The sequence below is a fragment of the Massilia suwonensis genome (assembly GCF_042655665.1).
GTDB lineage: Bacteria > Pseudomonadota > Gammaproteobacteria > Burkholderiales > Burkholderiaceae_D > Telluria > Telluria suwonensis.
In genome coordinates, this window is the sequence record NZ_JBHSMR010000010.1 from 57,776 (window position 1) to 71,911 (window position 14,136).

At 65.9% G+C, this 14,136-nt stretch carries 15 protein-coding genes; 7 read left to right on the top strand and 8 right to left on the bottom strand.

All coding sequences use genetic code 11. The annotated features are described in order from the left end of the window. The first annotated feature begins 4 nt into the window (after nt 1-4). Nucleotides 5-754, top strand: coding sequence for an electron transfer flavoprotein subunit beta/FixA family protein (locus ACFPQ5_RS06445; protein ID WP_379752501.1), 750 nt, complete (start codon nt 5-7; stop codon nt 752-754). Between the two features lie 16 nt (nt 755-770). Continuing rightward, nucleotides 771-1,730 carry an electron transfer flavoprotein subunit alpha/FixB family protein gene (locus ACFPQ5_RS06450; RefSeq protein ID WP_379752503.1) on the top strand — a complete coding sequence of 320 codons (960 nt, stop codon included), beginning with the start codon at nt 771-773 and terminating at the stop codon, nt 1,728-1,730. A gap of 113 nt (nt 1,731-1,843) precedes the next feature. On the opposite strand, the gene ACFPQ5_RS06455 is transcribed toward ACFPQ5_RS06450, so the two are convergent. The 7 genes from ACFPQ5_RS06455 to ACFPQ5_RS06485 all read right to left on the bottom strand — a co-directional run bounded on the left by ACFPQ5_RS06455 (nt 1,844) and on the right by ACFPQ5_RS06485 (nt 7,087). Continuing rightward, a complete protein-coding gene (locus tag ACFPQ5_RS06455) occupies nt 1,844-2,290 on the bottom strand; it encodes a MarR family winged helix-turn-helix transcriptional regulator (protein WP_379752505.1) in 447 nt (148 codons plus the stop codon). Between the two features lie 176 nt (nt 2,291-2,466). Continuing rightward, the gene (locus ACFPQ5_RS06460; protein WP_379752507.1) at nt 2,467-3,387 is read right to left on the bottom strand and encodes a VOC family protein; all 921 of its coding nucleotides are present in this window, start codon (nt 3,385-3,387) and stop codon (nt 2,467-2,469) included. Between the two features lie 23 nt (nt 3,388-3,410). After that, complete coding sequence (locus ACFPQ5_RS06465) at nt 3,411-4,169, bottom strand: SDR family NAD(P)-dependent oxidoreductase (protein WP_379752509.1); 759 nt, start codon at nt 4,167-4,169, stop codon at nt 3,411-3,413. A gap of 106 nt (nt 4,170-4,275) precedes the next feature. Beyond that, nucleotides 4,276-4,491 carry a ferredoxin gene (locus ACFPQ5_RS06470; RefSeq protein ID WP_379752511.1) on the bottom strand — a complete coding sequence of 72 codons (216 nt, stop codon included), beginning with the start codon at nt 4,489-4,491 and terminating at the stop codon, nt 4,276-4,278. Between the two features lie 94 nt (nt 4,492-4,585). Beyond that, nucleotides 4,586-5,374, bottom strand: a complete 789-nt coding sequence (locus ACFPQ5_RS06475; RefSeq protein WP_379752513.1) for an IclR family transcriptional regulator — start codon at nt 5,372-5,374, stop codon at nt 4,586-4,588. A 124-nt stretch (nt 5,375-5,498) separates the two neighbouring features. Continuing rightward, nucleotides 5,499-6,692 (bottom strand): thiolase family protein, encoded by a 1,194-nt coding sequence (locus ACFPQ5_RS06480; protein ID WP_379752515.1) that lies wholly within the window; start codon nt 6,690-6,692, stop codon nt 5,499-5,501. Continuing rightward, entirely contained in the window at nt 6,689-7,087 is a 399-nt protein-coding gene (locus ACFPQ5_RS06485) for a Zn-ribbon domain-containing OB-fold protein (RefSeq protein WP_379752517.1), read from the bottom strand. Before ACFPQ5_RS06485 ends, ACFPQ5_RS06480 begins: the two co-directional genes overlap by 4 nt. Nucleotides 7,088-7,224: 137 nt before the next feature. Here ACFPQ5_RS06485 and ACFPQ5_RS06490 point away from each other — a divergent pair, with 137 nt between their 5' ends. The 5 genes from ACFPQ5_RS06490 to ACFPQ5_RS06510 all read left to right on the top strand — a co-directional run bounded on the left by ACFPQ5_RS06490 (nt 7,225) and on the right by ACFPQ5_RS06510 (nt 13,360). Next, nucleotides 7,225-7,923, top strand: a complete 699-nt coding sequence (locus tag ACFPQ5_RS06490) for an SDR family NAD(P)-dependent oxidoreductase (RefSeq protein ID WP_379752519.1) — start codon at nt 7,225-7,227, stop codon at nt 7,921-7,923. Between the two features lie 96 nt (nt 7,924-8,019). Next, nucleotides 8,020-9,006, top strand: coding sequence for a fumarylacetoacetate hydrolase family protein (locus ACFPQ5_RS06495; RefSeq protein ID WP_379752521.1), 987 nt, complete (start codon nt 8,020-8,022; stop codon nt 9,004-9,006). Between the two features lie 96 nt (nt 9,007-9,102). After that, complete coding sequence (locus tag ACFPQ5_RS06500) at nt 9,103-10,368, top strand: MFS transporter (RefSeq protein WP_379752523.1); 1,266 nt, start codon at nt 9,103-9,105, stop codon at nt 10,366-10,368. A 29-nt stretch (nt 10,369-10,397) separates the two neighbouring features. Further along, nucleotides 10,398-11,630: an NAD(P)/FAD-dependent oxidoreductase gene (locus tag ACFPQ5_RS06505; RefSeq protein WP_379752525.1), complete on the top strand. Its 1,233-nt coding sequence runs from the start codon at nt 10,398-10,400 to the stop codon at nt 11,628-11,630. Nucleotides 11,631-11,716: 86 nt separating this feature from the next. Beyond that, nucleotides 11,717-13,360 (top strand): tannase/feruloyl esterase family alpha/beta hydrolase, encoded by a 1,644-nt coding sequence (locus ACFPQ5_RS06510; protein ID WP_379752527.1) that lies wholly within the window; start codon nt 11,717-11,719, stop codon nt 13,358-13,360. Nucleotides 13,361-13,387: 27 nt separating this feature from the next. Here ACFPQ5_RS06510 and ACFPQ5_RS06515 read toward each other — a convergent pair whose 3' ends face one another. Further along, complete coding sequence (locus ACFPQ5_RS06515; RefSeq protein WP_379752529.1) at nt 13,388-14,134, bottom strand: DUF2889 domain-containing protein; 747 nt, start codon at nt 14,132-14,134, stop codon at nt 13,388-13,390. Nucleotides 14,135-14,136 lie beyond the last annotated feature (2 nt).

Genomic DNA, 14,136 nt, shown 5'->3' on the forward strand with positions numbered 1-14,136 from the left:
GAAGATGAAAGTCCTGGTACCCGTCAAACGCGTGGTCGACTATAACGTCAAGGTCCGCGTCAAGCTTGATGGCAGCGGCGTGGATATCGCCAACGTCAAGATGTCGATGAACCCGTTCGACGAAATCGCGCTCGAAGAAGCGACCCGTTTGAAGGAAGCCGGCAAGGTTACCGAAGTGGTGGCCGTCTCCGTCGGCGTGGCCCAGTGCCAGGAAACCCTGCGCACCGGCATGGCGATCGGCGCCGACCGCGGCATCCTGGTGGAAACCGCCGGCGACACCGAGCCGCTGGCCGTGGCCAAGATCATGAAGGCGCTGGCCGACAAGGAGCAGCCGCAGCTGATCATCCTGGGCAAGCAGGCGATCGACGACGATTCGAACCAGACCGGCCAGATGTTAGCAAGCCTGCTGGGCTGGCCGCAAGCGACCTTCGCCTCGAAGGTCGTGCTGGAAGACGGCAAGGTCACCGTGACCCGTGAAGTCGACGGCGGCCTGGAAACCGTGGCCCTGACCCTGCCGGCCATCGTCACCACCGACCTGCGCCTGAACGAGCCGCGCTACGTCACGCTGCCGAACATCATGAAGGCCAAGAAGAAGCCTTTGGCAACGATCAAGCCTGAAGACCTGGGCGTCGACGTCGCTCCGCGCCTGAAGACCCTGAAGGTCGCCGAGCCGGCCAAGCGCTCGGCGGGCATCAAGGTGCCGGACGTCGCCACGCTGGTGCAAAAGCTGCGCCTTGAGGCCAAAGTCATCTAATAAATAGGAAAAAATCATGGTCGCACTCGTTATTGCTGAACACGACAATGGCTCGCTGAAAGGCAGCACCCACCACACCGTGACCGCGGCCGCCCAGTGCGGCGCTGGGTCTGGGAATGAGGTCCACGTGCTGGTCGCCGGCTCGAACTGCGGCGCCGCCGCCGAAGCCGCTGCTAGAATAGCCGGCGTCTCGAAAGTGCTGGTCGCCGACGCGCCGTACTTCGCCGACGGCCTGGCCGAAAACGTGGCCGAGCAGATCCTGGCCATTGCCCGCTCTTCCTCGGACACGTACTCGCACATCCTGGCGCCTGCCACCGCCTACGGCAAGAACATCCTGCCGCGCGTCGCCGCCAGGCTGGACGTGGCCCAGATCTCGGAAATCACCAAGGTCGACTCGCCTGACACCTTCGAGCGTCCGATCTACGCCGGCAACGCCATCGCCACCGTGCAGTCGAGCGACAGCGTCAAGGTCATCACCGTGCGCGGCACCGGCTTCGATGCCGCAGCAAGCACCGGTGGCTCGGCTTCGGTGGAGCAGGTCGCTGCCGCTGCCGATTTCGGCAAGTCTTCTTTTGTTGGCCGCGAGCTGGCCGTCTCAAGCCGTCCGGAACTGACCGCCGCCAGGATCATCGTCTCCGGTGGCCGCGGCATGGGTTCTAGCGACAACTTCAAGCTGCTCGAACCGCTGGCCGACAAGCTGGGCGCGGCCATGGGCGCCTCGCGCGCCGCCGTCGACGCCGGCTACGTGCCGAACGACTGGCAGGTCGGCCAGACCGGCAAGATCGTCGCCCCGTCGCTGTACATCGCCGTCGGCATCTCGGGCGCGATCCAGCACCTGGCCGGCATGAAGGACTCGAAGACCATCGTCGCCATCAACAAGGATCCGGAAGCGCCGATCTTCTCGGTGGCTGATTATGGTCTCGTGGGCGACTTGTTCGAGCTGGTTCCTGAGCTGACAGAGCAACTCCGCCAGTAATCGGCATAGTGTGGCCGGACGGCCAGGGTGATGAAGCCGAAAGCATCGACTTTCACCCGCCGTGCCGGTCCGGGTGCAAGGGCAATCTCCATCGACGATCCGGATTGCATGTTTCACTCAGCGCGTTCGATGCGCGTTCGCAGCTGTTCCAGCAGTTCGGCGGCCTTCGTCAGAGCTTCTTCGGACAAACCGTCGACCATGGCAAGGCGGAAGGCATCAGCTTCTTTGCGCACCCGTGCATACAGTGCGCGGCCGTCATCGGTCAGTTGTGCAATCTTGACGCGCCGGTCGATCGAGCAGGGCGTGCGCCTCACGAGACCGTCGCGTTCGAGGCGATCGAGCATCGACACCAACGACGGTCCCTCGATGCCGAGCAGGTCGGCCAGCATCCGTTGCGAGGGCGGCTCTGTGGCCTTGGCGATCATTGCGATCGTCATCCAGCCCGCCTGGCCCACGCCCAAATCTTTCAAGCGCGCATCGAGCGCGAGGCGCCAACTGCGGGCGGTCGCGTGCAGGGCAGCGGCAAAGCGTTCGGTCTGCGTTTGAGGGGTCTGGGACATGGATAGGCCCCGGTTCAGGGCAATGCTTTTCGGATGTCGCGTTCATTGCAACACCGGTGACCTCATTCAGAGCGAAAATGCTGGAGCACGGCCGTGGCAATACTGCGACGCCGGCAGGCGGTTGCACTGCCGCCGGCAGAAGACAATGTCGATCGGGCCGTTCGCCAACATGACGTTCAACGATCGAACACTTCCTCCGGCGAGCGCACGCTGGTGCCCAGGATCGGGCCGACCAGCTCGTGTCCCCAGGTGGACAACTTCTCCGGGTTCAGCTCGTAGCCGTCGTCATGCCAGGGTTCGAGCTCGACGATGCATTCGATCGCGAAGCCCGAGGGCGTGAAGTGGTAGAAGGACATGTGCGGGTCCTGCGTATGCTGGCCCAGGGTCATCATCATCTGCAGGCCTTTCTTGCGCACCAGGTCGTAGGTCTCGCCGACGTCGCGCACCGAATTGACGGTGATGCCGATGTGCTGCACCCCGGCCTTGCCGGGGCCGAAACCGTAGGCGATGTCATGGCTGGTGTGCGTGTTGAGCTTCGAACGGAAGAAGCCCGTCTTGCCCTTGCCGGCGCCGGCGCCGTAGTAGCGCATGCCCATGACGGTGGTCAGGAAGTGCTCGAGCTCGGGCGTGTATTCGGGCGTGATCAGCACCACGTGGCCGACGCCGCGCTCGCCGCAGGTAAAGCCGCCGTGGGGACGGCCCGGCTGGAAGGAGCGCGGCATCCATTTCTGGGCATAGAACAGTTCGTGCTGGTAGCCGACCGGGTCGCGGAAGCGGACGAGTTCCTTGACGCCGCGGCGCTCGCGCAGGGATTCATCGGCAAAGGTGAGCTCGACGCCATGTTCGCGAAAGCGCTCGACGGCGGCGTGAAACTCGAGCTTGCCCTTCGCTTCCCAGCCGATGTAGGCAATCCGGTCGATCTTCCCCGGGTGAAAGGCAAGCCGGTGGCGCCGGTCGTCCATCTTGAAATAGAGCGAATCCGAATCGCCTTCCGGCGATGAGGCGACCTGGAAGCCCATCACTTGCGGGCCGTAGTCGCGCCACGCGTCCAGGTTGGCGGTCTCGAAACCGAGGTAGCCGATACCGATGATGTCCATTGATTCTCCTGTTTTAACGTAACTCAGATCGCGAGCAGGCCGCCGTCGACCACCAGGTCGGAACCGGTCATGAAGCGGGCCTCGTCGGAGGCGACATACAGCGCCAGCGACACCACTTCTTCCGGCTCGCCCGGACGGTCCTGCAGCACGCCGTCGAGGATGATGCGGCGCGTGACGGGATTGTCGACGAAAGCGGCGGTACCGGGGGTCTTCACAAAACCCGGGCTGATGCTGACCGCGCGGATGCCCAGCGGCGCGCCCTCGACCGCTATCTGCCGGGTGAACGAGACGACTGCGCCCTTGGCCGCGCTGTGGGCGCTGATGCCGGCCGCTTTCGAGCCGCCCCAGGCCGCCGTCGAGGCGATATTGATGACCACGCCGCCGCGCACCGACAGGTGGCGCCAGGCGTATCTGGTGGTGAAGAAGATGAGATCGAGTTCGTTACGGATCGTGAAATGCCAGTCCTCGACCGACATCTCGCCGACGCCGCCGAATTTCGCGGCCGAGGCGTTGTTGTAGAGGATGTCGATGCGGCCGAGTTCCTCCGCCGCGGACTCGACCCAGCGCCGGGCCTGTTCATGATCGCCGAGGTCGACCGGCGCCAAGCCGTGCAGGGTGAATCCCTCGGCCGCCATCAGGCGCGCGGTTTCTTCATGGGCGGCGCGATCGACGTCGCAGCCGACGACGATGGCACCCTCGCGCGCGAAGTACAAGGCCGCGACGCGGCCCTGGCCACCGCCGGTGCCCGTGATCAGGGCGACTTTTCCAGCTAGTCTGTTCATGGGTTATTCCCGCAGGTAGGCGTCAAGCCATGCGCGGGCTCGCCTTGCACCGTTCGATCCGGCTGCAAGTCGGCCCTGCGCCTGGCGCGCACGCCAGGTTGGAATGTCAGGCCGGCGCCTGGACGGCGATCGCCTCGGCCGGGCAGGCGGCGGCACCTTCGCGCGCCGACTCCAGCAGTTCGTCCGGGACGACGTCGCTGTCGACGTAGACGATGCCGCCTTCGTCGAGCTTGTAGACTTCAGGGCAGATGGCGGCGCACAGGCCATAACCGCAGCACTTGCTGCGTTCGATGATGACGCGGTGAAGAAGTTGGTCGCTCATGATTCGTCTCTTTAATAATTATCCGACCGCGGGGGTCTGTGAGACGATTATGCACACAAATCGAAAATCTGTCACGTTTTGTGGTTGGCGTTTTTTAGAACAGGATATTTCCGATCTTTCCGGCAACTTTTCTCAAGGCCGCGCCGAGTTTGTCGATTTCCTCGCTGCCGTGCTGGCCGCGGAAAGTGACCGCCGACACGGCATAGGCGATGGCGCCGTCGCGGTCGGCGACGGGCGCCGCCACCGCCAGGATGCCAGGCGAAAAATAGCCGTCGTCGACGGCCCAGCCCTTGATGCGCGCATCGGCTACTTGCTGGCGGTATTCTTCGAAGCCCAAGGGGCGCGGCCAGCGTATCTTGTCGAAGGCTGCGCGCAGGCGCGCCTCGTCGAGTTCCAGGTGCGCGGCAAACAGGCGGCCGCTGGCGCCCATCAGCATGGGCAGGCGCTGCCCGATCGCCATGTCGATGCGCAGGTCGCCGGGGCTGGTTTCCGAACTCACCAGCACGATGCGATCGCTGCCCATGCGCCGCCACAAGGTCACCGTGACATGGTGGGCCGCCGCGAATTCCTGCATCAGCGGGCGCACCACCTCAAGCCGCTGGCCCTGCGTCACCAAGTGCTCGACCAGCTTGGCCAGGCCCAGGCCCGTGGAATAGGTTTTCGAGAGGGGATCGAAGTCCAGCATTTCCTCGGCGACCAGGGTGCGCAAGGTATTGAAGCAGGTGCTGGGATTGAGCGCCAGCTCGCGCGCGATGTCGGCCGCGCGCTCGGGCGAGCCGGAAGCGGTCAGGAAGCGCAGGATGCGGATCGCGTTCACGACCGGTTTGACGATGACGCCGGTGGCCAGCTCGGCCCGCTCTTCCTTGTTGGTGTTGGTGGCCATGCGGCGCTCCAGTGAACGACCAGAGCGACAGTGCGCAATCGAGTCGATATTTAAAATGTAATTCTAATATCAGAATCGGTTGCCGACAAGCGCACACGCCCCGAGAGAACGCGGCAGTTGCGATTCAATCGCGGACCAGCAGCAAACTGCCCCCGAGCGGGCCGCCGCCCGAGGCCGCCACCGCTACCTTATGCGGCGCGACCTGGCGCGCGCCGGCGCGGCCCCAGAGCTGGCTGCAGGCCTCGTGGACATAGCCGAGGCCATGGGTGCGCCCGCCCGACAGCTGGCCGCCGTTGGTGTTCACCGGCAGTTCTCCCGTCAGCGCGATGCGCCGCCCCCCCTCGACGAAGGGGCCGCTCTCGCCGCGTGGGCACAGGCGCAGGCCCTCCAGCCACATCATCGTCAGGATCGAAAAGCCGTCGTACAGCTGGGCATTGCCCACTTCCGCAGGCTTGATATCGGTGCGCGCCCACATCATGTCGCCGCAGTCGCGCGTGGCCATGGCGGTGAGGTCGAGCTGGTCCCAGGACCAGGGCTGGTGCAGGGCCGCACCGATGGCCTCGATGCGTACTGGCGGGTTCGGCCCATCCTGCGCCGCATCGACGCGCGAGAGGATGATGGCGGTCGAGGCGTCGCAATGGACGTCGCAGTCGAGCATGCGCAGCGGCGTGGAGATCATGCGCGAGGCCATGTAGTCGTCCATGCTCAGCGGTGTGCGGTAGACCGCCTTCGGATTGAGCGCCGCGTTGGCGCGGCAGGTGAGGGCGATTTGCGCCAGTTGCTCCGGCGTGGTGCCGTAGTCGTGGAAGTGGCGCTGCGCGTACATGGCCATCAGGTTCACGCCGGAGAGGACGTTGAAGGGCGTGTACCACTGCCAGGCGGCGCTCGTATCGCGCCCGACGGTCTTGCTGGTCAGCGCGCTGGCGCCCTTGTCGGTCTGGCGCCGCGTCGCCTCGGTGATCGTGCGGAACACCAGCACATGGCGGCACAGGCCTGCGGCGATCGCCATCGCGCCATTGATCACCCCGGCCAGCGGTCCCGGGCCTTCGTAGCCGCCGCCATACCAGTTCACGTTCAGTCCGAGGGTGCCGATCAGGGCATTCGGGCCGACCGGCGAGAAGGCGTCGCCGTTGTTATTGTCGCCGGGCCAGCAAGATACGCCATCGATGTCGTCGCGGCTCAGGCCGGCGTCCGCGATGGCTTCCAGGCAGGCGTCGAGCGTCAGGCGCATGGCCGACTTGTTCGACGGGCGGCCCACTTCCGATTGGCCGATGCCGGTAATCGCCACGTCTTTTTCGTAGAGTCGATCGAACATCATGCGGCCTTTTCAAAGAGGGGGAGCCAGACGTCCTCGACCTGCTCGAAGCAGACACTTACCGGCATGTCGATGAATACGTCCTCGGGCGCCATGCCGACGATGTTCGTCACGAAGCGCAGCCCGGCCTGTTCCGCCAGTTCGACGATGGCCACCACGTAAGGATCCTTCAGGTCGGCGTGCCAGGGCTGGTGGTTGACGGTAAAGGTGACGACCTTGCCGGCCCCGGATACCGCTTTTGGCGCCACGTCTTCCGACAGGCAGCGCGGGCAGATGGGAGCGGGCGGATGGAAGAACCGGGAGCACTCGCCGCAGTGGTGCATGCGCAATTCCTTATCGGCGCCGCCCTGCCAGAAGGCGCGGTTCTCGGGGGTCAGTGCAGGAAGTTTTCTGGTCATGCTGAGGCCTTTCAACACGCGTCGGCGTGGGCTGTCGATGCGAAGATTCTACAACTATGTAGACAGAAATTGAAAATATGTTTAAAGTTTTCACCAAGCTGTCCCGGTTTCAACCGCTTTACACTCGAAAGCCAGCCATGACCGCAAGACTCGATTCCCGCATCATCGTCGTTACCGGCGGCTTCGGCATCCTCGGCCGCGCCCTTGCCGAACGCCTGCTTGAAGAGGGCGCGCGCGTCGTGCTGCTCGACCGCGCTGCCGCGCCGGCGTCGGGGCTGCCACAGGTGGCGCTGGCGCTCGGCAGCGTCGAGCTCGGCGACGAAGGCGCCTGCCAGGCGGCCTACACCCAGGTCCGCGAATTGCTGGGCGGCGTGGACGGCGTCGTCAACGTCGCCGGCGGTTTTACCTGGGAGACGCTCGAGAGTGGCGCCCTGGCCTCCTGGGACCGCATGTACGAGACCAATGTCCGCACCGCCGTGTCCAGCTGCCGGGCGGCGCTGCCGCACCTGCTGGCGCGCGGGGCCGGGCGCATCGTCAACGTCGGCGCCGCCGCTGCGCAGAAGGCGGGCATGGGCATGGGCGCCTATGCCGCATCGAAGGCGGGCGTGGCGCGCCTGACCGAAGCGCTGGCCGAAGAACTGAAGGATCGCGGCGTCACCGTCAACGCGGTCCTGCCGAGCATCATCGATACCCCGGCCAACCGCAGCGACATGCCGGACGCCGACGCCAGCCGCTGGGTCGCGCCAGGCCAGCTGGCCGCGGTGATCGCTTTCCTGCTGTCCGACGAGGCGGCGGCAATCACCGGCGCCTGCATTCCCGTGAGCGGCCGGGTGTAGTCGCCACTGCGCGCCCGGGGCACGGGCGCCCGATCCATCCAGAAGAGGGTGCAGCCGTGACAGAGCGGCATGCGCCCCGCAACGGAGACACAGAACATGAGACTCGTTACCTACCGTGACGAACGCGGCGCGATGCGCCCGGGCGCCCTGATCGAAGCCGACAGCGCCATCGTCGACCTGGCCAGTGCGGCGCAGGACGCCGGCCTCGGCCGCTGGCCGGCGTTCACCAGCATCCTGGCGCTGGTCGAGGCCGGGGACGAGGCACTGGACGAGGCGCGCCGCCTGGTCGCACGTGCGCCGTCCGGATCCGTGATCGAACGCGCCGGCGTCAAGTTGTGCGCCCCGATCCAGCCGCCGCCGCAGATGCGCGATTGTTCCTGCTTCGAGCTGCACCTGAAGCAAAGCTTTGCCGCCGCCCGGCGTGCACGCGTGGCGCACTTGCCCGATCCCGAGGAAGCGCTGGCGCAGATGAACACGCGCGCCGACGAGCGCGTGCTCGCCACCTTCAACCGCCAGCCGATCTATTACAAGTGCAACCGCTTCGCCGTGATCGGCCCGGACGAGGACGTGATCTGGCCAGCCTACAGCCGCGCGATGGACTTCGAGCTCGAATTCGCCTGCTATATCGGACGCAAGGCGAAGGACGTACCGCGCGAAAAGGCGCGCGAGCATATCGTCGGCTACACCATCTTCAATGACATGAGTGCACGCGACACCCAGGCGCTCGAAATGGCCGGCATGCTCGGCCCCGCCAAGAGCAAGGATTTCGATACCGGCAACGTCATGGGTCCCTGCCTGGTGACGGCCGACGAATTGCCGGACCCTTATGACCTGAGCATGATCGCCCGCGTCAACGGCGAGGAGTGGGGCAGGGGCAGCACGCGCGACATGCGCTGGCAGTTCGACGACCTGATCGCCCATATCTCGCGCTCCGAAACCCTGTATCCGGGCGAAGTGCTCGGTTCCGGCACGGTCGGCAACGGCTGCGGGCTGGAGCAGCTGCGCTACCTGAAACCGGACGACGTGATCGAACTCGAAGTCGAGGGCATCGGGGTCCTGCGCTCACGGATCGTCAAATTGTGAACCTGCACGGCTGAAGCATTGACTGAAGCATTCGAGGGCGCCACCTGCCGGCAGAGCCAGGGGCGCCGATTCCAAACGACCTTCGAGGAGACAAACATGGTCGGCACAAAAAACGGCGCGGCGATCGATTTCGTCGAATTCAGGCAAGCCTGGCGTGTCCTGCTGCTGGCGATCGCCGGCGTCATGATCAGCATTAATGCGGCGCTGCTGTACGGCTTCGGAGTGCTCGTGATTCCGCTGCAGACCCAGTTCGGCTGGGACCGGCCCGCCCTGCAGGCGGCGATCAGCTTCCTCTTCGGCGGCGCCGTGATCGGCCTGCAGCTGGTCGGCTGGCTCAACCTGCGCTACGGGATCAAGCGCGTCACGGTCGTATCGCTGCTGACGATGGCGCTCGGCTACCTGGCCACAACGCAAATCGGCGGCTCGGTCTGGACCCTGTATGCCGCCTTCTTCCTTCTGCCGATCGTCGGAATGGGCGCGCTCGCCGTCACCTGGACCCAGCTGCTTGCGCTCTGGTTCGTGCGCAACCGGGGCTTGGCGCTGGCGCTCGGCCTGTCCGGCACCGGGATCACCGCAGCGGTGACGCCGCCGCTGTTCGCCTGGGGCGTGGCGCAGTGGGGCTGGCAGGCGCCATTCGTGATCCTGGCGATCGTCAACGTGGTGATCGGACTCCCGCTGACGCTGGCCTGGTTCCGCCTGCCGGACGTGCGCGCCGCGGCGAAAACGGCGGGCGGCGAACCGGTCGCGCTCGAGGGCATGAGCTTCCGCGCGGCGCTGGCTTCGCCGAAATACTGGGTCTGCAATATCGCACTGTGCCTGGTCGTCTCGGCCGTCATGGGTGTCGTCACCAGCACGGTGCCGATGCTGCGCGACCGCGGGCTGGAGCCTGCCAGCGCCACCGCGGTGTTCGCGTGGTTCGGCATCGCGCTCGTGGTCGGGCGCCTGGTGGTCGGCTACCTGCTCGACCGTCTCTGGCCGCCTGCCGTGGCCGCGATCAGCCTGGCGTTGCCTGCTGCGGGCTCCTTCATTTTCCTGTCTGGCAGCACGGACATCGCGCTGCTCTCTTGCGCTGCGGCGCTGGCGGGCCTGGGCGCAGGCGCCGAATTCGATATCGCCGCCTTCCTCATGGCGCGCTATTTCGGGCTGAAGGACTATGGCCGCATCTTCGGCCTGCACCAGGGGCTGATCACGGTCGCTTCGGCGGCGGCGCCCCTGATGTTCGGGGCCATGTTCAGTGCGACCGGCGGCTACGCCACGATGCTGACCTATTGCGCGGCCAGCACGCTGATCGGGTCGGCCATGCTCCTGATGCTCGGACGCAGCCCGCAGGCCGCGGTCCGGCCGCAAGTGGCCGGCGCCTGAACGTTCACTCCAAACCGGGAAACAACATCATGTCGCTCAATAGTGTCGTCATCGCAGGGGCCGGCCACGCCGGCGTGCAGGTCGCCGTGTCGCTGCGCCAGGAAGGGTTCGACGGGCGTATCGCACTCGTCAATGACGAACCCTGGCTCCCCTACCAGCGCCCGCCTTTATCAAAAGCTTTCCTGCTGGGGAAGATCTATGCGTCCGCGATGCAGTTCCGCAGCGACGCCTTCTATGTGGAGCAGCGCATCGAACTCGTGGCCGACCGGGGTGCGGCCATCGACCGCCAGAACCGGCGGCTGGTGCTGGCTTCCGGCGCAGCGCTCGACTACGATCACCTGGTGCTGGCCACCGGTGCCCACAACCGTCCCCTGAACCTGCCGGGGGCGGAGCTGGCCGGGGTGTTCGGCGTCAAGACCCGCCTCGATGCGGAAACGATCGCGCCGCTCCTGAAAACGGCGAAGCGCGTGGTCGTCATCGGCGCCGGCTTCATCGGGCTCGAATTCGCCGCCGTGGCGGCGGCCGAGGGCGCGGCGGTCGAGGTGCTGGAACTGGGCGAGCGGCCGATGGCGCGTGCAGTGTCGCCCCAGATGTCCGCGCTGTTCCGCGCAGCCCACGAATCCTGGGGAGTGCACTTCAACTTCCGCTGCGGTGTGTCGGAGATCGAGGGAGACAACGGCAAGGCGGTCGCCGTCATCACCGCCGACGGCCGCCGGCTGCCGGCCGACCTGGTCGTCTACGGCATCGGCGTGATCCCGAACGTGTCGCTGGCGCTGGAGGCGGGGCTGAACATCGACAACGGCATCAAGGTGAGCGCCAGTCTGCTGACCTCCGACCCGAACATTTCCGCGCTTGGCGATGTCGCCGCCTTCCCCTGCCTGCAGAACGGGTCGCAGCTGACCCGCCTCGAGTCGGTGCAGAATGCCGTCGACCAGGGCAAGCTGATCGCCGCGCGACTGGTGGGCAAGCCTGCGCCGTATACCGCCTTGCCGTGGTTCTGGACCGACCAGGGCCGCCTGAAGCTCCAGATCGCCGGCCTGGCGCTTTGTGCCGACAACCATGTGGTTCTCGGGGATGCCGCCGCCGGCCAGGTCTCGGTCCTGTGCTTCCGTGGCGAGCTGCTGCTGGCGGTGGAGTCGTGCTGCCGCGCGGGCGACCACATGGCGGCGCGCAAGATCCTGTCGCGGCCTCCCGCGCTCACCCCGGCGGTAGCGGCCGCGCCCGGCTTCGACCTGAAGGAATGGGAGGTGGCCAACCGCTGATGAATGCTGTTTGCCCGCCCCTGCGGCAGACCGAAGGCTCGTCGAATCACACTATTCAATAACAACGAGAGAAAGTGGAGACAAACGTGAGCAATAAATCCGTGTTGGAAGTCCCGGGCATCCCTTGTTCACTCGTGCTGGCGGCCCTGTTGTCGGCCTGCGGAGGCGATGGCAAGGAGCCGCCCGTGCCGGAGGCGCCAGTGGCGCAGGCGCCATCGACTCAGGCTTTGGCACCTGCCCTGTCCTGCAGCACCGGCAGCCTGCAGGCGGGCGCGGTCGGCGCGACCCTGACTGCGGCTTCCTTGGTCACCGCATCGAACGGCACCTCTTACTGTCGTGTCGACGGCCACATCACCACGCAAGGCCCGGCGGCCACCAGCAATCAGGTCAGGTTCATCGTGGCGATGCCGCAGTCGTTCAAGGCGCGCTACTTCTTTGCGGGCGAAGGCGGTTCCGCCGGATTCATTCCTGCGCCCGATGAGAAACTGCTGGCCGGGGGCTACGCGTTTGCCGGGAGCGATGCGGGTAGTCCAACGCCCGGGCTGAACTGGATGTTCGCCGCTGACCGGACCAAGGCCACGGATTATGACCAGCGCGGCGTGCATGTCAGCTCCGCCACCACGCAATCCTTGGTGAGCGCCTACTATGGCCTGAAGGATGCCGCCAACGCCAACCGCAAGATGTACCGCTATTTCGATGGTTGCTCGGGCGGCGGGCGCATGGGTCTCGTGGCAGCCTCCGCGTACCCGGACGATTTCGACGGTTTCGTGGTGGGAGCGCCCGGCCTCAGCGTGAACAACCAGGTGATGTTTGGCAAGGTGAGCAAGTACCTGATCGACCATCCCGATGCCTGGATATCGCCGACGCAACTGCAAGCACTTGACGCCGCACTGTTGCAGAAGTTCGATGGGGTCGACGGCGCCGTCGACGGCCTGATCTCCGACGCAGGAAAGGTATCCATCGATGCGTCGATGTGGGCCTTGTTCACCCCGGCCCAGCAGGGCTTGCTGCGCATCGTGGTGGACGGGATGAACGACTTTGGACAGACCTATCCCGGCTTCACGCTGGGGAACCCGAACGGGTGGACTGCCTTCATGTTCGGTGCCACGCCGCCGCCGTGGTCGATGAATCCGGCGGACGCTCGCCTGCCGCCTGCCAGCTACCTTGTCTTCGATTCGACGTCGCGGGGCATGTTCGGCCCGACCTACGACTTCGCCACGCAATTCAGCTTTGCCGACAGCGTGGACGTCAATGGCTGGAATGCGATGTACAAGAACGTCTATCCCGCATCGGGAAATATCAGGGTGGCCAATCTGAACCCCTTCTTCCAGCGCGGCGGCAAAATGCTGTTCTGGCATGGCACGGCCGACAATGGCATCTCCTTGACCGACACCCAGCGCTTTTACGGTGACCTGGCCGCGGTGCAGGGTGGGCAGGCAAAGCTGTCCCAGATGGCCCAGCTGTTCGAAGTGCCCGGTACGCAGCACTGCGGTGGCGGCATCGGTGCGCAGGACGTGGCGTCCCAAGCGCTGCCGGCGCTGGTCGACTGGGTGGAAAACGGAAAGGCGCCAACTCGGCTGATTGGCAACCGCGCAGCCGGTGCCGCCCTGCCGACACGCAGCTTCCTGCTCTGCCCGTCTCCGCAACGCGCGGTATTCCGGGGTGGGGTAGCAAACCCAGGCGGCCTGGATGTCAACAAGGCGGAGAATTGGGACTGCAAGTCATCCTGAGCGAGGCGCGAGGGTGGAGGTTCTGGATCAGCCTCCAGGAGCAGGGGCGCGGTCGAAGTCGGCGAGCCAGTCGCGGTCGTCGAAGGCCAGCGCTTCCGGGCGCGCCGTGAAATCCCAGGTCGAGCCGACGATGCGGATCGCCTGGGGGGCGCGCTGTGGCTGCTGCGCGTAGCAGCGGCCGGTCAGGTGCGCATGCGGCTCCTTGTCGATGTCCTTCAGGCGCCCCAGCGAGATCAGGGCGCAGCGGCGCAGCACCAGCGCCGCCTCCGCTTCTTCCACCGGCAGGGTCGTGAGCGCCCAGCGCGCCATCCCCTGGCGCATGTCGACGCCGGCGTAGGGCGCCGGGCCGAGGATGGCGCTGCCCTCGACTTCCCAGTCCAGCACGAGAACGCCGTCGCGCATCAGGCGCGCATGGGTACGCCCATCTACATGGCGCGGGATTTCGATATCGAAGCGGCGCGCCGTGTCGCCGCGGCTGGCCGCGGCAATCGCCAGGCCGGCAAGGTCGAACATGTGGGTGCACTGCTGGGTGGCGTCGGTGTGCAGGGTCACCGAATTGGCGACCCCCTCGAGGCGCATGCCGGCCAGCTTCTGCAGTTCAGGCGCCGCGCCGGGGCAGGCGGTGAAGGGATGGCGCGGCGTTTCGCCGCGCACGGCCGTCACCACGCCGTCACGGTAGTCGACCGCGACCCGGAAGTGATGAAAATCGTCCTCGAGTGCGGCTCGAACCTGTCCTTGCCTCAGGCCGTCTGCTGCGCCGTGTTGCCCGATCAATT

What these genes read in the sequence shown, in the direction of transcription:
- ACFPQ5_RS06485 (WP_379752517.1), bottom strand. Translation starts at nt 7,087, where the DNA reads ATGACCAGAAAACTTCCTGCACTGACCCCCGAGAACCGCGCCTTCTGG.
- ACFPQ5_RS06495 (WP_379752521.1), top strand. Translation starts at nt 8,020, where the DNA reads ATGAGACTCGTTACCTACCGTGACGAACGCGGCGCGATGCGCCCGGGC.
- ACFPQ5_RS06480 (WP_379752515.1), bottom strand. Translation starts at nt 6,692, where the DNA reads ATGATGTTCGATCGACTCTACGAAAAAGACGTGGCGATTACCGGCATC.
- ACFPQ5_RS06490 (WP_379752519.1), top strand. Translation starts at nt 7,225, where the DNA reads ATGACCGCAAGACTCGATTCCCGCATCATCGTCGTTACCGGCGGCTTC.
- ACFPQ5_RS06450 (WP_379752503.1), top strand. Translation starts at nt 771, where the DNA reads ATGGTCGCACTCGTTATTGCTGAACACGACAATGGCTCGCTGAAAGGC.
- ACFPQ5_RS06470 (WP_379752511.1), bottom strand. Translation starts at nt 4,491, where the DNA reads ATGAGCGACCAACTTCTTCACCGCGTCATCATCGAACGCAGCAAGTGC.
- ACFPQ5_RS06505 (WP_379752525.1), top strand. Translation starts at nt 10,398, where the DNA reads ATGTCGCTCAATAGTGTCGTCATCGCAGGGGCCGGCCACGCCGGCGTG.
- ACFPQ5_RS06500 (WP_379752523.1), top strand. Translation starts at nt 9,103, where the DNA reads ATGGTCGGCACAAAAAACGGCGCGGCGATCGATTTCGTCGAATTCAGG.
- ACFPQ5_RS06475 (WP_379752513.1), bottom strand. Translation starts at nt 5,374, where the DNA reads ATGGCCACCAACACCAACAAGGAAGAGCGGGCCGAGCTGGCCACCGGC.
- ACFPQ5_RS06460 (WP_379752507.1), bottom strand. Translation starts at nt 3,387, where the DNA reads ATGGACATCATCGGTATCGGCTACCTCGGTTTCGAGACCGCCAACCTG.
- ACFPQ5_RS06465 (WP_379752509.1), bottom strand. Translation starts at nt 4,169, where the DNA reads ATGAACAGACTAGCTGGAAAAGTCGCCCTGATCACGGGCACCGGCGGT.
- ACFPQ5_RS06445 (WP_379752501.1), top strand. Translation starts at nt 5, where the DNA reads ATGAAAGTCCTGGTACCCGTCAAACGCGTGGTCGACTATAACGTCAAG.
- ACFPQ5_RS06455 (WP_379752505.1), bottom strand. Translation starts at nt 2,290, where the DNA reads ATGTCCCAGACCCCTCAAACGCAGACCGAACGCTTTGCCGCTGCCCTG.